Raw genomic sequence first — 20,522 nt, 5'->3', positions numbered from 1 at the left:
GATGGCAGATGAGGCCGATGAGGCCTTACACCAGGATCATCAGCGCGATTTGAATCAGGACGATGAGCACCAGCGCGGACAAATCCACGCCGCCCACCGTGGGGACCACGCGGCGCAGGGGTGCCAGCAAGGGCTCGGTCAGGCGCCCCAGCAAACCATACGCGGATGATCCCGGCTGCACCCACGAGAGGATGGCAAAACCGAGCACCAGGATGAACAGGGTTTGCAGCGCCACCCGGATCAGCATCTTCAGCGCAAAGGACAGCAGCGTCAGCAATACGACAGGCGCAGCCCCGGCAGTCCACACGGTACCCCCCAACAGCAGGCCAAACAACAGGCCCCACAGCAACGCATAGGCCACTGCCAGCAACACGGCCGCCAGAATGCTGGCCCAGTCCACCCGGGACTGCATCACCGGCCTGGGCAGCACGCGGCGCAAGGGCTTGACCAGCCAATCGGTCACGGCCATCACAAAACGGCCGGGCTGGGCCGTCATGTTGACCCGGACCCAGTTCATCCAGGCTCGCAGCAAAGCCGCTGCAATCAACAGGAAGAACAGCGTTTCAAGCAGGAAGGCCAATACGCGTATCAGCATGGGCGGCGTGCCTTATGCGCAGGGAACACAGTCGGGAAAAAGGGTTTGAACTGAAATCTCATGGTGTCCCGATGCCTAACGGCGCGGCTTCTTGCCCTGCTTGCGGCCCGGCGGATTGCCTGCCGCCTTCTTGACAGCCGCCTTGAGGGCCTGGATGGGCGATTTGGGCGCCCTTTCACTGCTGCTGGCGCCGCGGCTGGCTGTGCCGCCGCCGCGGCCGCCTGAGCGCGACTCCGAGCGTTTTCCAGCGCCTTTGCTGCCCGCCTTGCCGCTTCGGGGCTCCGCCGCATGGCGCGAGGCGCCGCGTTCCTGTGCAGGCAGTTCCGCCGCATGGCCGCCTGTCTTGTCCTTCATGGCGCGTCCGACCAGGTCCTGGCCCTCGTTCACCAGGCGGAAGTCGATCTTGCGGCCGTCCAGGTCCACCCGGCTGACCTGCACCCGCACCCGCGTGCCGATGGCATATCGGATGCCGGTGCGCTCGCCGCGCAGTTCCTGGCGAGCTTCGTCGAAGCGGAAGTATTCGCCACCCAGCTCGGTGATGTGCACCAGACCTTCGACGTACATCGCATCCAGTGTGACAAAAATGCCGAAGCCCGTGGCCGCGGTGACGACGCCACCGAATTCCTCACCGAGATGCTCGCGCATGTACTTGCACTTAAGCCAGGCTTCCACGTCGCGGCTGGCTTCGTCGGCGCGGCGTTCGTTGGCGCTGCAGTGCAGGCCGGCCGCCTGCCAGGCGAGTTCGTCGGCGCTGGCTTTTTTCGGCTTTTGCGTTGGTTCCTTGACGCGCGCGGCCAGGCGTTTGGACAGCTTGGCCTCAGCCTCGCCCGGCGTGGGCAGGGTCGGGAGCTGGTACTTGGCCTTGTTCAGCACAGCTTTGATGACGCGGTGCACCAGCAAATCGGGGTAGCGCCGGATCGGGCTGGTGAAGTGCGTGTAAGCCTCGTAGGCCAAACCGAAGTGGCCGCTGTTCATCGGCGTATAGATTGCCTGCTGCATGGAGCGCAGCAGCATCGAGTGGATTTGCTGTGCGTCAGGCCGGTCCTTGGTGGCCAGCGCGATCTTCTGGAATTCGCCGGGCGCCGGGTCATCGGTGATGGTCATGCCGATGCCGGCCGCCTTCAGGTAGTTGCGCAGCATCTCCTTCTTCTCGGGCGTTGGGCCTTCGTGCACACGGTACAGGCCCACGTGCTTGCTTTGCGAGATGAAGTCCGCCGAGCAGACGTTGGCCGCCAGCATGGCTTCTTCAATCAGCCGGTGCGCCACGTTGCGGGTGCGGGGGACGATTTTTTCAATCCGGCCTGCTTCGTCGCAAACAATCTGGGTCTCGGTGGTTTCAAAATCCACCGCGCCGCGTTCGCCACGCTCCTTGAGCAGCGCCTGGTACACGTCGTGCAGGTCGAGCAGGTGCGGCACCAGCGCCTTGCGCTGCGCAGCTTCAGGGCCGCGTGTGTTGGCCAGGATGGCGGCGACCTCAGTGTAGGTAAAGCGCGCCTGGCTGAACATCACCGCCGGGTAGAACTGGTAGGCGTGGACCTCGCCCTTGGCATTGACCAGCATGTCGCAGACCATGCACAGGCGCTCGACATTCGGGTTGAGCGAGCAAAGGCCATTCGACAATTTTTCCGGCAACATGGGAATCACGCGGCGCGGAAAATACACGCTGGTAGCGCGGTCGTAAGCGTCGATGTCGATGGCGCTGCCGGTTTCCACATAGTGGCTCACGTCGGCAATCGCCACCAGCAGGCGCCAGCCTTTGCCGCGGCCCACTTTGGCGGGCTCGCAATACACGGCGTCGTCAAAGTCGCGGGCATCTTCGCCGTCGATGGTGACCAGCGGCACGTCCGTCAGGTCAACGCGGTGCTTTTTGTCGGCAGGCCGCACGGCGTCCGGCAGGGTTCGGGCCAGGGCCAGCGCTTCGTCGCTGAATTCATGCGGCACGCCGTACTTGCGCACCGCGATCTCGATTTCCATGCCGGGGTCGTCGATCTCGCCCAGTACTTCCTTGACGCGGCCCACAGGCTGGCCGAACAGCGCCGGCGGCTCGGTGAGTTGCACCACCACCACCTGGCCGGCCTTGGCCGTGCCGGTAGCGCCCTTGGGGATCAGGACGTCCTGGCCGTAGCGCTTGTCTTCGGGTGCAACCAGCCAGACGCCGCTTTCCTGCAGCAGGCGGCCGATGATGGGATTCGAGGATCGTTCAACGATTTCCGTGACGCGGCCCTCGGGCCGATTTTTGCGGTCGTGCCGCACGATGCGGGCCTTGACGCGATCCTTGTGCAGGACTGCACGCATCTCGTTGGGCGGCAGGTAAATATCTGCTTCGCCGTCATCGCGCAATACGAAACCATGGCCGTCTCGGTGGCCGGAAACGGTGCCCTCGAATTCAGCGAGCAAACCGGATGAATGGGCGGACGATCCGCCCGGATGGGAGTGAGTTGTTTTGATAGAAAGTCTCTTTTCGTTGGAGGCTGCCGGGTTTAAGTATGCAGCCGAAATATTTCAGGAAAATTTGAGGGGCCGAGCCTGAGAAAGCATTGAAGTAATGGTACACTGCTAGCTGTGCCCGGGTGGCGGAATTGGTAGACGCGCACGGTTCAGGTCCGTGTATCGCAAGATGTGGAGATTCGAGTTCTCTCCCGGGCACCAGATACACCAAACAGCTTCTCCAGACTCTTAAACTGACTCTGGGGTAAAGCAAGATTAAAGCCACTGTGACCCAGTGGCTTTTTTTGTGGCCGGGCCTCTTCTTCAGGCCCGGTTTAGCGTCCGCAGTATCGTTAATCAAACAGGCACGGCAACCAGGTCATGGCCCTGGGTTCCGACAATGCGGGCCCGGGTGAATTCGCCGACTTTCAGCGTCTTGCTGATTTTCTCGGGCGGTAACAGCTTGACGATGCCGTCGATCTCCGGCGCATCGGCATAAGAGCGCCCGGTGCCACCCTTTCGGCCTAGCGCCGGCGCCGAATCCACCAGCACCTGCATGGTTGCACCTATGCGCTGCTGCAGTTTCTGGCTGGACACCGCTTCGGCCACGGCCATGAAGCGGGCGCGCCGCTCTTCACGCAACGCCAGCGGCAGCATACCGGGAATATCGTTAGCCGTCGCACCTTCTACCGCGCTGTAGGCAAAGCAGCCTGCACGGTCGATTTTGGCCTCGCGCATGAAGTCCAGCAGATGGTCGAACTCTGCTTCCGTCTCGCCGGGAAAACCGGCGATAAAGGTGCTGCGAATCACAATTTCAGGGCAGATTTCGCGCCAGCGCGCAATGCGCTCAAGGTTCTTCTCGCCGCTGGCTGGCCGCTTCATGCGCTTGAGCACATCCGGATGACTGTGTTGCAACGGTACATCCAGATAAGGCAGCACCTTGCCGGTGGCCATCAGCGGCAGCACTTCGTCCACACTTGGGTACGGATACACATAATGCAAGCGCACCCAGGCGCCATACGGCTCGGCGATCTCGCCCAGTGCCTGCACCAGTTCCAGCATGCGCGTCTTGATAGGCTTACCATCCCAGAAGCCGGTGCGGTATTTCACATCGACGCCGTAGGCCGAGGTGTCCTGGCTGATCACCAGCAATTCCTTCACGCCGCCTTCAAACAGGGCGCGCGCTTCGTTGAGCACGTCTCCGATAGGCCGCGACACCAGGTCGCCGCGCATGGACGGGATGATGCAGAAGGTGCAGCGGTGATTGCAGCCTTCGCTGATCTTCAGGTAGGCGTAATGCTTGGGCGTCAGCTTGATGCCGGCAATGCCAAAGGCATTCGGCACCAGGTCCACGAAAGGATCATGCGGCTTGGGCAGGTTCAGGTGCACCGCGTCCATCACCTCCTGTGTGGCGTGCGGGCCCGTCACGGCCAGCACGCTCGGGTGCATCTGGCGCACCAGGTTGCCACCGCCCTCGCCCGCCTTGGCGCCCAGGCAGCCCGTGACGATGACCTTGCCGTTTTCGGCCAGCGCCTCGCCGATGGTGTCCAGGCTTTCCTTGACCGCGTCGTCGATGAAGCCACAGGTGTTGACGATGACCAGGTCCGCACCTTCGAAGGTCTTGGAGGTCTGGTAGCCCTCGGCGCTCAATTGCGTGAGGATCAGCTCGGAATCGGTCAAGGCCTTGGGGCAGCCCAGGCTGACAAAGCCGACGCGCGGTGCGGGCTTGGTGTTTACGGAAACAGGTGGGGAAATAACTTCGCTCATGGGGTGTATTGTCTCAGGTCCCTGATTTCCAGGGACCACCAGAGATTCAACCCCTGGCTTTTAACTCAGCGTTTCAGGCCGAAAGCCTGCAGCATCTGCTCGCTCTGCTTTTGCATCTGCTCCTGCATTTGCGTAAAAACGGTTTTGGATTGCTCCACGTAATTGCCCATCATGCCCTGCATCATGGGTGACTGCGCATTCATGAACTGCGCCCACATTTCGGGGCTCAGCCCTTTGGACTGCTCGGCCATCTTGACCTGCAGGTCCATAAAACTCTGCACGTTCTTCTCGAGGTAAGCGCCCATGAAGCTCTGCATCGCATTGCCGTAAAAACGGATGATGTTGGCCAGCACGGCTTCGGTAAACATCGGCGCACCGCCGGTTTCTTCTTCAAGGATGATCTGCAGCAGGATGCTGCGCGTCAAGTCTTCATTGGTCTTGGCATCGCGCACCACAAAATCGGCACTGTCCATCACCAGCTGGCGGACTTCCGTGAGCGTGATGTAGGCCGATGTCTCGGTGTCGTACAGCCGGCGATTCGGGTACTTCTTGATCACACGTGAAGCCGCAGCCTTACCGGCAGCCCGGCCGCTTTTGGCGCCGGAAGTGCCGTCGGCAGAGGCGTCGCCCTGTGAAGGCGGCATGCCGGATGACGGGCTGGTGGATTTGCTTTTTGGCACTGATTTCTCCTCTGAATGACGACCGGCGTCGAAACGCCGGGACTCAATACATTCTAGGAATTCTGATGTACTCAATCCCCTTGGTTTACCCTGTGTGCCAGTCCGCATTACAAAGAATGCAGATCTGGATCAGGAACCGTCGAGGGAATTGGTAGGCGCGATTGGACTCGAACCAACGACCCCCACCATGTCAAGGTGGTGCTCTAACCAGCTGAGCTACGCGCCTAAGGACTGTTCGAAGCTCGTATTGTAGCAAAGCAAAACGGCTATCTTGCTTCGCCCCGAAAATTTGCCGAAAAAAGTCCTGCAGCCGGGTTCAACGTCTCCGCGCGGACCGCACGCCGGGCACTTCGGCCACGATGCCCAGCACCTGGTTCAGTCGGCCTGACTGCGCCACTTCCACCGTGAAGGTCATCCAGGCCGTGCCGCCGCGGTTGTCTTTCACCGACTGTGTCTGCACACCGATGACGTTCATCTTTTCCTTGGCGAATACTTCGGAGATATCGCGCAGCAGCCCCTGGCGGTCGGCGGCTTCCACCGCCACATCCACCGGATACACCGCACCGTCTGCGGTTTTGGGCGAGTTCCATTCAACCTCAATCACGCGGTCAGGACTGCCACTCGCCATGTTGCGGAAGTTGCTGCAATCGCTGCGGTGAATGCTGACGCCCTTGCCCTTGGTGACGAAGCCGAGGATTTCATCGGGCGGTGCGGGCTTGCAGCACTTGGCGAGCTGGGTCAACAAGGAACCCATGCCCACCACCAGCACACCGCCATTGCCTTTTTTTGCATTCGGGTTGGGCGCACGCGCCTTTTTGGCCAGCACGTAGTCGTCCTGGCTCATGGCCGGCTCGGGCGGCCTGAGCATGTTTTCGATCGTGCGCAGGGACAACTCGTCCTTGCCCACCACCTCGAACAAATCATCCGCCGTCTTGAATCCGAGCTGCACCGCCAGGTCGTCCAGCTTCATGGACGTCTTGCCTTCTCGCTGCAGCAGTTTTTCAACCGCTTCGCGGCCCCTGGCAACCGTCTGCTCCATCGCCAGCGCGTTGAACCAAGCGCGCACTTTTGACTTCGCGCGGTGACTGCACAAAAAGCCCAGTTCCGGGTTAAGCCAGTCGCGCGACGGCCCGCCCTCCTTGACGGTGATCACCTCGACCGTCTGGCCGTTTTGCAGCGGGGTGTTGAGCGGTACCATCACGCCGTCAAGGCGCGCGCCGCGGCAGCGATGCCCCAGGCTGGTGTGCACGCTATAGGCGAAGTCCACCGTGGTCGCGCCCTGCGGCAGCTCCACGATGGCCGCGTCCGGCGTCAGCACATAGATGCGGTCTTCAAAGAGCCCCTGCTTGTCATCACGCGCTCGCTGGGCAGCTGGCCCCGAGAGATCGCGCTCCCAGGCCAGCAACTGCCGCAGAACAGCAATCTTGGCGTCGTACTCGCTGCTGGCCGACACGCCCGCGTAGCCTTTGGCCCCCGCCTCCTTGTACGCCCAGTGCGCGGCCACGCCGTGCTCTGCGTGGTCATGCATGGCCTGCGTGCGCACCTGGATCTCCACCGCCCTGCCCGCGTCATCGCGCACCACGGTGTGCAGCGACTGGTAGCCATTGGTCTTGGGTTTGGCGATGTAGTCGTCAAACTCGCCGTCCACCGGCGTAAAGCGCGAATGCACGAAGCCCAGCGCCGCATAGCAGCCCTTCACGTCGGCGGCAATCACGCGCAAGGCACGGATATCAAACACCTGCTCGAAGTCGAGCGACTTGCCGCGCATTTTTTTAACGATGCTGTAGATGTGCTTGGGCCGGCCCTGCACCAGCGCGGCAATGCCGTTCTGGTTCAGTTCGCGCTCCAGCTGCGCACGCAAGGCCTCCATGAAGCCTTCGCGCTCCACGCGTTTTTCATCCAGCAGGCGGGCCGTCTGCTTGTAGGTATCGGGCTCCAGGAAACGGAAGGCCAGGTCTTCCATTTCCCATTTGATCTGCCAGATGCCCAGGCGGTTGGCCAACGGTGCAAACACATGCAGCGACTCGTAGGCCAGCGACAGGGGCGCGGTCTGCCGGGTCGAGGCGTAGTGGCGCAGCGTCTGCAGGCGCGAGGCCAGGCGCAGCATCACCACCCGCAGGTCGCGCGAAAACGCCAGCAGCATCTTGCGAACGTTCTCGGTTTGCGCAGCCGGGTCGTCCAGCAGTTGCGCCTTGGCATTGGCCGAACGCGCCTGGCGCTGCACCTGCACCAATTTGGTGGTCTCTATCGCCAGCGCCGCGTAGTTGGCGCCGAAGGCCTTGGTGATCACTTCCTGCGGCTTGGTCAGGTGCTGGCAGGCATACACCAGGTAGGTGGCCGCCTGCATGGCTTCCGAGCCGCCTATGGTTTTGAGGATGGCCGCCACCGCATCAGCGTGCGCCAGGATGTTTTCGCCTGTGTCGTGCGTTTCACTGGCAATCAGGGGCTCGGCAAACGCCCGGGCACGGGCCAGCGCATGCGGCTGGTCCGGCAGGCTGTCGGCCGTGGCGGTCACGATGGAGGCATTCACCCCCTGGGAGGCTGCGGGGCTACCGGGCCCGACCACATTGCTTTTCATGAAACTTCAGTCAAATAGTTGCGAGGCTGGCAGTGCAGCATTGCGGCACTTACCCAGCATTACCCAATTCAATACCAGGGTGCTACCCAAGCAGGAAACCCGCCACGGCGGTCACCTGGTCCGCAGCCACCAGCGTGGGTGCATGGCCTACGCCGTCAAACTCCACCACGCGGGCGCGCGGGCCGCGGGCCTTCATGGCCTGGGCCGTCTGGGGGCTCAGCAAGTCCGACTGCTTGCCGCGGATCACCAGCGTTTCGGCCTTGATATTGTCGTAGAGCTGCCAGAGCACGGCTTCACCCTGGCGCGCGGAGTCCTCGGTCTCCTGCTTGAAAGGCACGGCGATGGCCGGGTCGTAATGCAGGCGCCACTTGGTATCGGCGGCGTCCGAGACGCGCCTGAGCATGGGACGCGACAGCGCCAACCACTGTTCGGGCGTGTGCGGGCCGAAACTCTGGGAAATCGCCCACATCGCATCGGCCGCCTCCTGCACCGACCCGAAGTGACCGGCCTGCCCCAGATAGGTGCCGATTCGCACGATTGCCTGCCACTGGATGGCCGGCCCGACGTCATTGAGCACCAGCCGGCGCACTGCCGTGGGCAAGGGCAGACCAGGCGTCCCACACACCGCCACGCCGATCAAGCCGCCCATGCTGGTACCCACCCAGTCCAGCGAAACCACGGGCGCCTGTACGTGCAGCTGGCCCAGCAGCGCCAGCATGTCGGCGGCATAGCTCCGCAGCTGGTAGCCCATGGGGTCTTTGAGCCAATCGCTTTCCCCACGGCCCACCACATCGGGGCAGACCACGCGAATGCCGTCCGGCGCCTGCTCGCACAGCGTGCGCGCCAGTACATCAAAATCGCGCCCCTGCCGCGACAGGCCGTGCACGCACACCACGACGTGCGCGCTGTCCGGCCGGCCCCATTGCCAGTACGCCATGCGATGCCCGCCTGCGGCGTCCGGGCAATTTACGTAGTTCAGCGTAGGTTGGGTCATGGTGCGGCAGTTCAATTCAAAGGCTTGATAATTGCTTGAAAAATCGGTGATGCGCAGCCTGCACCGCGCGCTGTTCAGAATCCCAGCTCAACCATCGTAAATCATCCGGAGAAACATCATGCTCAAAGGTAAAACAGCCCTCGTCACCGGCTCGACCAGCGGGATCGGCCTGGGCATCGCCAAGGCGCTGGCAGCCCAAGGCGCCAACATCGTCATTAACGGCTTTGGCGACGTGGACGGTCCGAAGGCCGAGATCGAGGCGCTGGGTGTACGCGTGGCCTACCATGGGGCCGACATGAGCAAGGTCTCCGACATCGAGGACATGATGCGGTTTGCTGCCGCGCAATTCGGCCAGGTCGACATCCTCGTCAACAACGCCGGCATCCAGCACGTGGCTCGCGTGGAGAACTTCCCGGTGGAGAAATGGGACGCCGTGATCGCCATCAACCTGAGCAGCGCCTTTCATGCCACCCGCCTGGCACTGCCTGCCATGCTGGCCGCCAACGGCGGCAAGGGCTGGGGCCGCATCATCAATGTGGCGTCCGTCCACGGCCTCGTGGGCTCTGCAGAAAAATCCGCCTACGTTGCCGCCAAGCACGGCATCGTGGGCCTGACCAAGGTCACCGCCCTCGAAAACGCCACCACCGGTGTCACCTGCAACGCCATCTGCCCCGGCTGGGTGCTGACGCCCCTGGTACAAAAACAGGTGGATGCCAAAGCCGCGGCGGGCAACATCAGCAATGAGGCCGCCAAGCAGCAACTGCTGGGTGAAAAGGAGCCTTCGCTGCAGTTCACCACGCCCGAAGAGCTGGGCGCGCTGGCGGTGTTTTTCTGCTCACCGGCCGGCAACAATGTGCGCGGCGTGGCCTGGAACATGGATGGCGGCTGGGCGGCGCAGTAAACGTGTTTACAGCAGCCGGCTGACGTAGTCGCCAATCGCGAGCGAGCTCGTGAGCCCCGGTGACTCAATACCGAAGAGGTTCACAAGGCCGGCGACACCGTGATCACGCGGCCCCTGGATCAGAAAATCTTTAGCGGCTTCATGAGGCGCCTGGATCTTGGGACGCATGCCCGAGTAACCCGGCATGAGCGCACCGTCAGGCAACGCGGGCCAATACTTGCGTACTTCGGCGTAAAAGGCATCGCCGCGCTTCGGGTCCACCACCAGGTCGTCGGGTGACTCTACCCACTGCACATCAGGGCCGAACTTGGCCTGGCCGCCGAGGTCGATGGTCAGGTGTACGCCCAGGCCGGCGGCTTCGGGCACAGGGTAGATCAGGCGGCTGAAGGGTGAGCGCCCGGGCAAGGTGAAGTAGTTGCCTTTGGCGTAGTGGCTAGGCGGCACATGCTGCGCCGGAAAACCTGCAAAGCGGCTGGCCAGGCGCTGGGCCTGCAGCCCGGCGGCGTTGACGACAGTCCTGGCCTGCAATTCCGTACCGTCTTTTGCTATTAAATTAATAGCTGCTTGCGCACACTCCGCATGGGTCAGGGGCGAATTGAGCACCACAAGTCCGCCAGCATTCTCAAGATCGCCCTGCAGCGCCAGCATGAGGCCGTGGCTGTCGACAATACCGGTGCTGGGCGAATGCAGCGCCGCCACGCATTCGAGTTGCGGCTCCATCGCCCGGGCTTCTTCGCGGGTCAGCAGCACCAGGTCGTTCACGCCGTTGGCGGCGGCCTTTTCACGGATGGCCTGCAGCTGCGCCACCTGAGCCTCGCTGGTCGCTACGATCAGCTTGCCGCAGCGCTTGTGGCCTATGCCGCGTTCCGCGCAGTAGTCGTACAGCAGGCCCTTGCCTTCCACACACAGCTGCGCCTTGAGCGAACCCTGCGGATAGTAAATGCCGGCGTGAATCACCTCGCTGTTGCGCGAGCTGGTGGCGGTGCCTATCGCGTCGGCGGCTTCCAGCACCATCACCTCCCTGCCCTGCAAGGCCAGCGCACGCGCCACCGCCAGGCCCACCACACCCGCACCAATCACCACACAGTCGACCTGGTCCATATCAGACGCCCTCGAAACCTTCAATGACGTTGACGGCATTGGTGCCCAGCGCCGCAGCGGCGTAACCGCCTTCGAGCACAAATACCGTGGGCAACCCCAGCTTGCCCAGGCGCTCGCCCAGGCGGATAAAGTCGCCAGGCAGCAGCGCGAATTTGGAGATAGGGTCTTCGGCAAAGGTGTCCAGCCCCAGTGACACCACCAGCGCGTCGGCGCGGTGCTGCTTGATGCGCAGGCATGCCGCTTCCAGCGCCTCAAACCAGCGCAGCACCGTACAGCCGGCGGCCAGCGGCAGGTTCAGGTTAAAGCCCTCGCCCTCGCCCGCTCCGGTTTCATCGGCATGGCCCAGGTAGAACGGGTATTCAGTCAAGGGGTCGCCATGCAGGCTCACGAAAAGCACGTCAGCGCGGTCATAAAAAATGCTTTGTGTCCCGTTGCCGTGGTGGTAGTCCACGTCCAGCACCGCCACGCGCGCGGCGCCGCCGTCCCGAAACGCCTGGGCAGCGACCGCAGCGTTGTTCAGGAAGCTGTAGCCCCCCATGAAATCGGCCCCTGCATGGTGGCCCGGCGGACGGCTGCAACAGAACACGCCGCGCGCGGCGGACTGACCAGTCGCCAACAAGGCGGCAGCCCCAGCGGCGGCATCTGCACCGGCCTTGGCGGCCGTCCAGGTCCCCGCGGAAAGCGGTGATCCGTTGTCCATCGAATAAAGCCCCAGCCGTGCGGTGAAATTGAGGGGCTCCACATCGCTGCGCAAGGTACGCACGGGCCAGACAGAGGGAAAAGGCTGCCGCTGGTCGTTGCCCTCTTCAAGCGCCACCCAGTCGCGCCAGGCATGCTTGAGAAACGCCAGGTAGCGGGCGCTATGCACTTTGGCCAACAGCGCGCGGCTGTCGGCCTGGGGTGTGCGCAGCTCGTGGCCGCGCTCGCTCAGGCGGGCCTTGACGTATTCGGCGCGCGCCGGGGTTTCAAAGCACGGCACGCGCTCACCGCGGTAAAACTCAAACACAGGGGCATGGTCGTGGTGGCTGTCGCTGAAAAAAGTGAGCATGGTGGCGAATGGTTTGGTTCGTTCATGAAAAGGAGGTGATGGTGGTCACCCGAACAGCGCAGCGCGCCGCCATCAAAGTGTGCGCGGGTCGGTCTTCAGCAACACCTCGACCAATGAGCGCAACGTCGCCTTCAGCGGCCCGGCGCCCGGTGTCATCTCCAGCGTGGTTTCGTCCATGTACAGCTTGCGGTTGATCTCCAGCTGGATGCTGTGCCGGTGCCCGGCCGGGTTGCTGTAGCGGCGCACCAGTTCCACGCCTTTATAGGGGTGGTTATAGGCCACGCTGTAACCATGCGCGCGCAGGTGCTCACACACCAGTGTCGACAACGCCTTGCTGGCAGTTGTGCCTTCACGGTCGCCGACCACAAAGTCCGCATGCGCCTCACCCGGAAAATCGGTGGCGCTGCCCGAAGCCACTGCCGGCATGGAGTGGCAGTTGATGTGGATGCTGTAGCCGTGCTGCCGCCAGGCGGCGTCAATCGCCTGCGCCACGGCGGCGTGGTAAGGCTTCCAGCACTGCTCGATGCGCGCCTGGATTTCCGCCACCCCCAGTTTGCGGTCATACAGCGGCACGCCTTCGTCGGTGGTGCGCCAGATCAGCCCCTTGCCCAGGCGGACCTTGGACATGACCCGGGGATCATCGTCTACCGGTTCGGGCCAGGGCGCATCCAGCAGCGACACATCCATTTCGGTGGTGTTGCGGTTGGCGTCCAGGTAGCTTCGGGGGAAATGCGCCTCAACCCAATGCGCACCCAATGCCGGCGCAAAGTCATACAGTTTTTCAACATGAGTGTCTTCGGCGCTGCGCAGCACGGCGAGCTCGCAGGCATGCCTGAAATCAGCCGGATACATCGTCCCGCTGTGCGGGGAATCAAGAACCAGCGGAGTGCTTCCGGGCAGGCAGGTAATGGAGGGCATGCCCTGACTTTAGCAGCAGCACATTGGCAAACCAGCGGTAGCGTCCCCGCGGCTCAGCCCCTTCGCAAACTTCCGTTTGTCCTACAGCGTTTTAACTTTTAGCCTCACAACGGCGTGTGGGTACGACCCTTAAATTTCACAGCGGAAAGCCAATCAAGCCGCTTTTTCCAGACGAAAAAGTGCATTCCGAAATTTCAGCCATTGAAGGAAACACCATGCCATCCTTGACCCGCAAACTCTCCGCAACCGTGCTGGCCGCCGCTGCCCTGGCTGCGGCCGCAGGGGCCAACGCCCAAAGCGGTTCGACATCGTCCAACACCACGTCCAGCAGCAATTATTCGTTTTACGCACCGGGCTCGCGCTATTTCGGCCTGAACGTGGGCAGCTCAGACTTTTCCCTGCCAAGCGGTGCCGGCGGTTTTCCTTCCGACAACAGGGACACGTCGTACAACATCTACGGCGGCAGCTATTTCAACAACAACTTCGGACTGGAACTGGGCTATACCGATTTCGGCAAGATCAACCGTGGCGGCGGGCAGACCGATGCAGAAGGCATCAACCTGAGCCTGGTCGGCCGTTTGCCAATGAGCAACTCGTTCAACCTGCTGGGCAAGCTGGGGACGACCTATGGACGCAGCCACGTGTCCGCTGCACCTGCGTCCGGCATTGCCACAGGCAGCGAAAGCAATTGGGGCGTGTCGTACGGCCTGGGTGCCGAATGGGCATTCACCCCTACCTTGTCGGCGGTGCTGCAGTGGGACGAGCATGACATGAAGTACCCCGGTGGCGGCAAGGAACGCCTCAGTACCACCAGCATAGGCCTGCGTTACCGCTTCTAGACCGTTGTGGCAGCGTAGCCACCAGCCCAAAGCCCGCATGCCTTTCATGGCATGCGGGCTTTTTCACATTTTCGCTTCATGCATTCACTATCAATTTCATAGCTGCTTGCGCCCGTTCTTCTTTGCTTTCAAGCACTTTCTTCTTATAAAACCGCGGGCAGATGCGGTGCCAGCATCTCCTGCAACAGCCAGGTTCCGGCACGGCCCAGGGGGCGCTGGCGTGACCACACGGCGTCCACAGGCACCCTGCGCGGCCAGCCGCGCGCATGAAGTTCGACCAGTTTGCCGGTCGCAAAGCGCGTCACCATCCAGCGTGGAATGGCTGCCCATCCAAAACCCAACACCGCCATTTCCAGCAGCATGAGGTAGCTGGGAGCAGACCAGGCGCGGCGCGACTGGCGCGCCCCATGCGAGCCCCGGGCTCCCTGGGCCCCCTGCTCCATCTCTATATAGGTATCCAGCCGCAGTTCCCTGAAATTGGCCAGAACGTCGGGCGTGATGTCTTTCATGCTGGCCAATGGGTGGGCGGTGGCCACAAACAGCGTGATTTCAGACTGCTCGGCAATCGTGGCCGAACCGATGTCGGGCGGATAAGCGCCCTGGGCGGCTACCACGCCAATGTTTGCCCGCCCTGTTTGCACCAACGACACCAGGTCGCCGTGTTCGGCAATCAGGCATTCAAACTCCAGGTCGGGAAAGCTTTTCTCAAAAGCCGAAAGCATTTCTTCAAACCGGTCAGACTGGTAGGTATCTGACCAGACCACGCTGAGCCTGGGCTCCAGGCCTCCCCCAAGCTGGCTGGCGGTGCGGTCAAGCCGGTCGCTGGCCGCCAGGATTTCCTGCACCTTGCCCAGCATGACCCGTCCGTGTTCCGTCAATGCCGGCTTTCGGCTGCTCCGGTCAAACAGGTTCAAGCCAAGGTCGATTTCCAGATTGGCAATCGCACTGCTCACTGTTGACTGGCTTTTTCCCAGCTTGCGGGCCGCGGCCGAGAACGAACCCAGGGTCGCAGCCTCGGCAAAAGCGGTCAAGGCTTCCGGGGAATGGCGCATGGCGGTCTTCTATCTATTTTTTCGATGATTATTGATTTTAATGTATTCGAAATAACGATGAAAATACCGTCATGACAGTAAGGCATCTCGCCTCAACGGTCGGTAAATCATTTAGAACGCGCGTCATGAGCCTCCAAAAATCCCTGAAAGAACGTTTTTTCCACGCCCTCGGCTTTGAAATTCTGGCCATTGCCATCTGCGCGCCGCTCGGCACCTGGCTCCTCGGTTATTCGCTGGCGCACATGGGCCTGCTGACCCTGATGGTTTCGCTGATGGCGATGAGCTGGAACATGCTGTTCAACGTCCTGTTTGACCGGGCGCAGCGCCGCATGGGCTTTCAGCGCACCCTGGCGGCGCGTGCCGTGCATGCCGTGCTGTTTGAAATCGGCCTGATCATCGCGGTGGTTCCGCTGGCGGCCTGGTGGCTGGACATCGGCCTGTGGGAAGCCTTTGTACTGGACATTGCGATCGTGCTGTTCTTCCTGCCCTATACCTTCTGCTTTAACTGGGCTTACGACCATGTCCGCTCACGGGTGGTGGCGCGCCACGCGCGCAAAGCCCAGATGGCCAGCCGTACGGCCGGCGGGCAGCAGCCGGCGCCCGCGCTGCTTTGTGCAGCGCCCGCCGGCAAGTGTCTTACTTCATCTGCACAGAGCCCGACACGATGACCAATACCGTGCTCTTGCCGGCTTCCACAGGCACTGATGCATCGGCCATTTCGGCCTTGGCCGACATTGCCATCATGCGGGGACGCGGTGGAGAGCCCTGGTCGTTGGCATTCACCGAGACTTCGCGCAGCGAGTAGCCGGCAAAACCAAAACTGCGCGCCACCTCGCTGGCTTTGGCCTTGAAACGCTCAATCGCGAGCGCCTGTGCCTCGCCCTCGACTTTGGCGCGCTGCTCCCGGCTCAATGCAAAACTGACGTTGCCCATGGTCAGGGTCTGGATCTTGCCCGCCGTGCTGGTGATGCGCGGGAAGTCCTTGCCTTCCAGCACCAGTTCGGTGGAGCCCTGCCAGCCATTGATCTTGCCGTCTTTGCCATAGCGCGGATACAGGCTGAAATTCCCGGTGCGCACGTCCATCTGTCCGGGCACTGCCGCCTGCTTGGCCTGGGTCAGCGCGGTCTCAAGCGCCTGCCTGAGCTGGCTTTGCACGACGCCTGCGTCAACACCGTCACGGGTTGTGGTCAATGAAATCGACAACAGGTCCTGCTGCACCTCCACCGAGCCGCTGACCGATAACTGGGCCACGTTCTGCAGGGATTCGTGGAAGTTGGTCTGGGCCATGGCATGGCTACCCAGCACTGCGCCTGCCAACAGGACACACAAAGCGATCGATTTTGGAGCTCGCATCAGAATTACCTTTCGGGGTGGTGAATTTCAGCCGCTTCTGGCTAAAAAAGACAAGCGTGAAATGGAGGGGAAAATCGCGGTGAACATCCGGAACGCTGCAAATCAAGCAGCCTGTTCACCGCAAGTAACCAGGCGCATTCGCCCGGTATTGCTCTTGCAAAGGCCCGCCAGCGCGGTGCCCGGGGAGCGGCCGATTATTTTTACATGTGTTTTTTCAATCGAATGTAGGCGCATTGCCATAGTCAACACGCACACTTGCATGTGGCCGCAACTTTTGTAACAGTGTGTCAAACCGACTGAAAAATGCGACATCCCGCCTTTTCAGCCTTCAAAATGGCTCTGTTACAAATTACCAGATGACTATGACCCAAGCTCAACCCAACGCCCGTGCCGACAAAATCCTGATCCTTGATGACGATGCCCGCATTCGCGATCTACTGCGCCGCTACCTGGCCCAGGAAGGTTTTGAGGTCATCCTCGCCGAAGACAGCAAAGCGCTGAACCGCATCATGCTGCGCGACGCCGTCGACCTGATCGTCCTGGATTTGATGATGCCCGGCGAAGACGGCCTTTCCATCTGCCGCCGCCTGCGCGCCGCCAATGACCGTACGCCCATCATCATGCTGACCGCCAAAGGTGAGGACGTGGACCGCATTGTCGGCCTGGAGGTCGGCGCCGACGATTACCTGGCAAAACCGTTCAATCCCCGTGAATTGCTCGCCCGCATCCACGCCGTGCTGCGCCGCCGGCCGACGGCTGAAGTGCCGGGTGCGCCGTCCAGCGACCAGGAAGTGATTACCTTTGGGCCGTTTTCCTTCGATATGGGCTTGCGCACCCTGCACAAGAACGGCGAAGAGCTGCCGCTGACCACCGGCGAATTCGCCATGCTGAAAACCCTGGTGCGCCACCCGCGGCAGCCGCTGTCCCGCGAAAAACTGGCACAACTGGCACGCGGGCGCGAATTCGAGCCCTTTGACCGCAGCCTGGACGTGCAGGTATCGCGTTTGCGCAAACTGATCGAAGTGGACGCAGCGGTGCCCCGCTACATTCAGACGGTCTGGGGTATTGGCTACGTGTTTGTGCCGGACGGCACGAACTAGCCCCCACGCTTTTCACTGCGCCTTCGGCTTCGTGTAATGCGCKGCCCCCGAGGGGGCCGCCCGCCTGCAGTCCGGCAAAGCCGGCCCTGCGGCTCATGCTGGTAAAAACATGTGCTCCCACTGTGCCCGCTGGAATTTTTCAACCCAGCATGAGCCGCGGAACTGGCTTTGCCAGGCCGCAGGCGGGCGGCCCCCTCGGGGGGCAGGGAGCCACACGAAGTGAGCGACCGTGGGGGCCTGTATGGCGCGCCAGCAACAGGCGGCAACAGCTTGCCTGCCGCTGCCCAGCTGTATCGTGCTAACGTCCATTTTTCGCCCGCGCTTTGCGGTATGCACTGATCTCCTATGGACGCTACCAACCCAGTTCCCCTCGAAACCGCCCCGGCCCCGCTGGAAATGCGCCCGCGCAGGGGTTTCAGCCTGTTCTGGCGGACCTTCTTTTTCCTGGCGCTACTGCTGTTCGGCTCCATCGTTGCCTGGCTGCAGACCTTCCGGGCACTCGAATCCGAGCCGCGGGCCATCCAGAGTGCGCAGCAACTGGCCTCGCTGGTCAACCTCAGCCGCGCCGCGCTCCGCTATTCCGACTCCATCGCCCGCGTATCGCTGATCAAGACCCTGGCGGACGAGGAGCGCGTACGCATCACGCCGCGCGAGCCCAAGGACAAGTACGAGCTTTTTGAAAGCGATGAACTCGGTGAACGCACGGCCGAAGAGCTGAAGACACGGCTGGGTGCCGGCACTGTGGTGGCCAGCAGCGTCAACGGCCAGAAGGGCCTGTGGGTGGGCTTTACTATCGACGGCGATGCGTACTGGCTGCTCACTGACCCCTCCAAGATCGGGCCCTCACGCAACAGCACCTGGATCATCTGGCTCATCACGGCTGCAGCGCTGTCGCTGGCCGGGGCAGCCTTTATCGCACGCCTGATCAACCGGCCGCTCAAGCAGCTGTCGTTCGCGGCCAGCCGAATGCGGGACGGCGACTTCGATGCCAGCCTGCTCGATGAAAAAGTGGCGACCAGCGAAATCCGTGAGGTCAACATCGGCTTTAACCGCATGGCCGAGCAGCTGTCCAAAATCGAGCAGGACCGGGTCATCATGCTGGCGGGGATTTCCCATGACCTGCGCACCCCGCTGGCCCGGCTGCGCCTGGAAACCGAGATGAGCGTCACCGACATGGATGCGCGCGAGCACATGGCCGCAGACATCACCCAGCTGGACGCCATCATCGACAAATTCCTCGACTATGCCCGGCCCGAGCCACCGCGGCTGGAACGGGTTTCACTCAATGCGGTAGTCGATGCCGCCGTGTACGCCATCGCCGACTATGAAGACATGCGGGTCACCGTCACCATCCCGGACGATATGGCCGTGCTGGCCGACGAGGTCGAGCTGTCGCGCGTGATTTCAAACCTGCTTGAAAATGCCAGGCGCTACGGCAAGACGCCCGAAACCGGCATTGCCTTGGTTGATATTGCGGCCAAAGGCCGTGACCAGTGGGTGCTGATCAAGGTACGGGATCACGGCATGGGCGTGGCGCCCGAAACCTTGTCCAAGCTCACCCGCCCGTTTTTCCGGGGAGACGCCGCACGCACCGCCGCCACTGGCGCGGGCCTGGGTCTCGCGATTGTCGAAAAGACGATTCACCGCATGGGCGGCGTGTTTGGCCTGGCCAACACAGGCTCCGGCGGGCTCGCCGCGCATATCAAGCTGCGCAGGAGCTGATTCTCCCTGCGGACGGTTGCCCGGCTCCGCAGCCGGCCTCAAAGGGGAATCACCCCTCCGACCAGGCAGGCCGTGCGCGAGAAGCTATCAAAACGATAGCACTAGAAAAGCAGAACAACAGCCCGGGCTTCCATGCTCAGGCCCTGTCCTACCGGGCCGAGCTTTTCGGCGGTCTTGGCCTTGACGTTCACCTGTCCCACTTCCAGCGCCAGCACTTCTGCGATGCGTGTCCGCATTGCCGCAATGTAAGGCGCAAGTTTGGGCGCCTGCGCAACGACCGTGCTGTCGATGTTGCCGATCTTGTGGCCGCGCTCTGCCAGCAAGCGCCCGACCTCTGCCAGCAAGACGGTCGAATCAGCGCCCTTGAAGCGCGCGTCGGTGTCCGGAAAATGCGAGCCGATGTCGCCCAGCCCGGCAGCGCCCAGCAACGCATCGGTGATTGCGTGCAACAGCACATCGGCGTCCGAATGGCCAAGCAAGCCGACGGTATGGGGAATGTCCACACCACCGATGATGAGCTTGCGCCCAGGCACCAACGCGTGGGTGTCCCAGCCTTCACCGATTCGAAAGTTCAAGGTGGTCATCGTCGGGCCTTGCGTGAATGGAATTGCGTGATTGAGTAGCAGCCATGAGCTATTTTCTGCGCCGCTCGAGGATAGCTTCCGCTAGCGCGAAATCCTCCGGATAGGTCACTTTGAAGTTCTGCGCACTCCCACTGACCAGCCGGGGAGAAAGCCCTGCCGCCTCCATGGCACTGGATTCATCCGTGACAGCGTCTCCGGCGCGCTCCAGCGCATCGATCAGCGCGCCGATACGAAACATTTGCGGCGTTTGCGCCAGCCATTTGTCGCTACGGTCCACAGTGGCGGCCACGCGGCCGTCCCGTTCGGTTTTAAGCGTGTCCGGCAGCTTTTGAGCCAGCAGGCCGCCCACAGAATCATTGCGGCATTCATGGATCAGGGCATTGATCTGCCCGGCTGTGACCAGGCAGCGCGCCGCATCGTGCACCAGCACCCAGTCGGTCAGGGCCGCGCCGCCGGGTTGCTGCGCCACCATCGCTTTGAGGCCGTTCAGCACCGTGGCCGCACGGGTCAGTCCGCCACCAACCGACAGGGTTTCGTTCGTGTTGCCAAAATCGGGAAACACCTTCAAAAAATCGTCATCCGACGGGGAAATGACCACCCACAAACCGGTGAAAGTGCCTGGAAGCGCCCGAAAAGCCTCTACGGTATGGCGGACCATAGGGATGCCGTCAATCATCTGGTATTGCTTGGCTTGAGGGGTTCCGGCCCGGCTACCTTGCCCCGCACAGGGAATCAGCACAAAAAAACGGGGTTCGGAACGGTTATTGGCAGGGCTTGTCGTCATAACTTCATCATAGATTCTAAAATCGATGCTTGAACGCATGCAGGCACCCCACTCCGGATGGTTTGGGGTGTCTGGCTTT

Annotated in this window: 18 protein-coding genes and 2 tRNA genes; 6 read left to right on the top strand and 14 right to left on the bottom strand. The window is 62.0% G+C overall.

Annotated elements, in window-relative coordinates:
• Positions 1–25: 25 nt before the first annotated feature.
• On the bottom strand, positions 26–595 hold the full coding sequence (locus ACXJKE_RS10690; protein WP_457280552.1) for a YggT family protein: 570 nt from the start codon (positions 593–595) through the stop codon (positions 26–28).
• Between the two features lie 75 nt (positions 596–670).
• Entirely contained in the window at positions 671–2,992 is a 2,322-nt protein-coding gene (gene rnr / locus ACXJKE_RS10685) for a ribonuclease R (RefSeq protein ID WP_457280551.1), read from the bottom strand.
• 167 nt (positions 2,993–3,159) lie between these two features.
• On the opposite strand from rnr, the gene ACXJKE_RS10680 reads away from it, so the two are divergent.
• Positions 3,160–3,244 (top strand) — tRNA-Leu (locus ACXJKE_RS10680).
• 135 nt (positions 3,245–3,379) lie between these two features.
• Here ACXJKE_RS10680 and rimO read toward each other — a convergent pair.
• From rimO to ACXJKE_RS10655, 5 genes are all read right to left on the bottom strand, one after another.
• Positions 3,380–4,789, bottom strand: a complete 1,410-nt coding sequence (gene rimO / locus ACXJKE_RS10675; protein WP_457280550.1) for a 30S ribosomal protein S12 methylthiotransferase RimO — start codon at positions 4,787–4,789, stop codon at positions 3,380–3,382.
• Between the two features lie 65 nt (positions 4,790–4,854).
• Positions 4,855–5,433, bottom strand: a complete 579-nt coding sequence (gene phaR / locus ACXJKE_RS10670; protein WP_457280980.1) for a polyhydroxyalkanoate synthesis repressor PhaR — start codon at positions 5,431–5,433, stop codon at positions 4,855–4,857.
• Between the two features lie 185 nt (positions 5,434–5,618).
• Positions 5,619–5,695: transfer RNA gene (locus tag ACXJKE_RS10665), tRNA-Val, on the bottom strand.
• A 90-nt stretch (positions 5,696–5,785) separates the two neighbouring features.
• On the bottom strand, positions 5,786–8,047 hold the full coding sequence (locus tag ACXJKE_RS10660) for a RelA/SpoT family protein (protein WP_457280549.1): 2,262 nt from the start codon (positions 8,045–8,047) through the stop codon (positions 5,786–5,788).
• A gap of 82 nt (positions 8,048–8,129) precedes the next feature.
• Positions 8,130–9,041, bottom strand: coding sequence for an alpha/beta fold hydrolase (locus ACXJKE_RS10655; protein ID WP_457280548.1), 912 nt, complete (start codon positions 9,039–9,041; stop codon positions 8,130–8,132).
• Positions 9,042–9,159: 118 nt separating this feature from the next.
• Here ACXJKE_RS10655 and ACXJKE_RS10650 point away from each other — a divergent pair, with 118 nt between their 5' ends.
• Positions 9,160–9,942: a 3-hydroxybutyrate dehydrogenase gene (locus tag ACXJKE_RS10650; RefSeq protein WP_457280547.1), complete on the top strand. Its 783-nt coding sequence runs from the start codon at positions 9,160–9,162 to the stop codon at positions 9,940–9,942.
• 6 nt (positions 9,943–9,948) lie between these two features.
• Here ACXJKE_RS10650 and ACXJKE_RS10645 read toward each other — a convergent pair whose 3' ends face one another.
• The 3 genes from ACXJKE_RS10645 to ACXJKE_RS10635 all read right to left on the bottom strand — a co-directional run bounded on the left by ACXJKE_RS10645 (position 9,949) and on the right by ACXJKE_RS10635 (position 13,009).
• Positions 9,949–11,043: an NAD(P)/FAD-dependent oxidoreductase gene (locus ACXJKE_RS10645; protein ID WP_457280546.1), complete on the bottom strand. Its 1,095-nt coding sequence runs from the start codon at positions 11,041–11,043 to the stop codon at positions 9,949–9,951.
• 1 nt (position 11,044) lies between these two features.
• Positions 11,045–12,091: a histone deacetylase family protein gene (locus tag ACXJKE_RS10640; protein WP_457280545.1), complete on the bottom strand. Its 1,047-nt coding sequence runs from the start codon at positions 12,089–12,091 to the stop codon at positions 11,045–11,047.
• 72 nt (positions 12,092–12,163) lie between these two features.
• Positions 12,164–13,009, bottom strand: coding sequence for an N-formylglutamate amidohydrolase (locus ACXJKE_RS10635; protein WP_457280544.1), 846 nt, complete (start codon positions 13,007–13,009; stop codon positions 12,164–12,166).
• 215 nt (positions 13,010–13,224) lie between these two features.
• Between ACXJKE_RS10635 and ACXJKE_RS10630 the strand changes: the two genes are divergently transcribed.
• Positions 13,225–13,848: an outer membrane beta-barrel protein gene (locus ACXJKE_RS10630; protein ID WP_457280543.1), complete on the top strand. Its 624-nt coding sequence runs from the start codon at positions 13,225–13,227 to the stop codon at positions 13,846–13,848.
• A gap of 143 nt (positions 13,849–13,991) precedes the next feature.
• On the opposite strand, the gene ACXJKE_RS10625 is transcribed toward ACXJKE_RS10630, so the two are convergent.
• Positions 13,992–14,900: a LysR family transcriptional regulator gene (locus ACXJKE_RS10625; RefSeq protein WP_457280542.1), complete on the bottom strand. Its 909-nt coding sequence runs from the start codon at positions 14,898–14,900 to the stop codon at positions 13,992–13,994.
• A gap of 125 nt (positions 14,901–15,025) precedes the next feature.
• Between ACXJKE_RS10625 and ACXJKE_RS10620 the strand changes: the two genes are divergently transcribed.
• The gene (locus ACXJKE_RS10620; protein WP_457280541.1) at positions 15,026–15,568 is read left to right on the top strand and encodes a multidrug/biocide efflux PACE transporter; all 543 of its coding nucleotides are present in this window, start codon (positions 15,026–15,028) and stop codon (positions 15,566–15,568) included.
• Here ACXJKE_RS10620 and ACXJKE_RS10615 read toward each other — a convergent pair.
• Positions 15,537–16,253 carry an SIMPL domain-containing protein gene (locus ACXJKE_RS10615; RefSeq protein ID WP_457280540.1) on the bottom strand — a complete coding sequence of 239 codons (717 nt, stop codon included), beginning with the start codon at positions 16,251–16,253 and terminating at the stop codon, positions 15,537–15,539. The two genes, ACXJKE_RS10620 and ACXJKE_RS10615, sit on opposite strands and share 32 nt — an antisense overlap.
• A gap of 362 nt (positions 16,254–16,615) precedes the next feature.
• Here ACXJKE_RS10615 and ompR point away from each other — a divergent pair, with 362 nt between their 5' ends.
• Both ompR and ACXJKE_RS10605 read left to right on the top strand, forming a co-directional pair.
• Positions 16,616–17,353 carry an osmolarity response regulator transcription factor OmpR gene (gene ompR / locus ACXJKE_RS10610; protein ID WP_007866319.1) on the top strand — a complete coding sequence of 246 codons (738 nt, stop codon included), beginning with the start codon at positions 16,616–16,618 and terminating at the stop codon, positions 17,351–17,353.
• A gap of 345 nt (positions 17,354–17,698) precedes the next feature.
• Positions 17,699–19,075 carry an ATP-binding protein gene (locus tag ACXJKE_RS10605; protein ID WP_457280539.1) on the top strand — a complete coding sequence of 459 codons (1,377 nt, stop codon included), beginning with the start codon at positions 17,699–17,701 and terminating at the stop codon, positions 19,073–19,075.
• Positions 19,076–19,176: 101 nt separating this feature from the next.
• Here ACXJKE_RS10605 and ispF read toward each other — a convergent pair whose 3' ends face one another.
• Positions 19,177–19,659, bottom strand: coding sequence for a 2-C-methyl-D-erythritol 2,4-cyclodiphosphate synthase (ispF, locus tag ACXJKE_RS10600; protein WP_457280538.1), 483 nt, complete (start codon positions 19,657–19,659; stop codon positions 19,177–19,179).
• A gap of 49 nt (positions 19,660–19,708) precedes the next feature.
• Positions 19,709–20,443 carry a 2-C-methyl-D-erythritol 4-phosphate cytidylyltransferase gene (ispD, locus tag ACXJKE_RS10595; RefSeq protein WP_457280537.1) on the bottom strand — a complete coding sequence of 245 codons (735 nt, stop codon included), beginning with the start codon at positions 20,441–20,443 and terminating at the stop codon, positions 19,709–19,711.
• Between the last annotated feature and the right edge of the window lie 79 nt (positions 20,444–20,522).

Source organism: Polaromonas sp. P5_D5 (assembly GCF_054049435.1).
The sequence above is the reverse complement of the archived record's forward strand: the minus strand, read 5'-3'. Positions and strand labels throughout refer to the sequence as shown.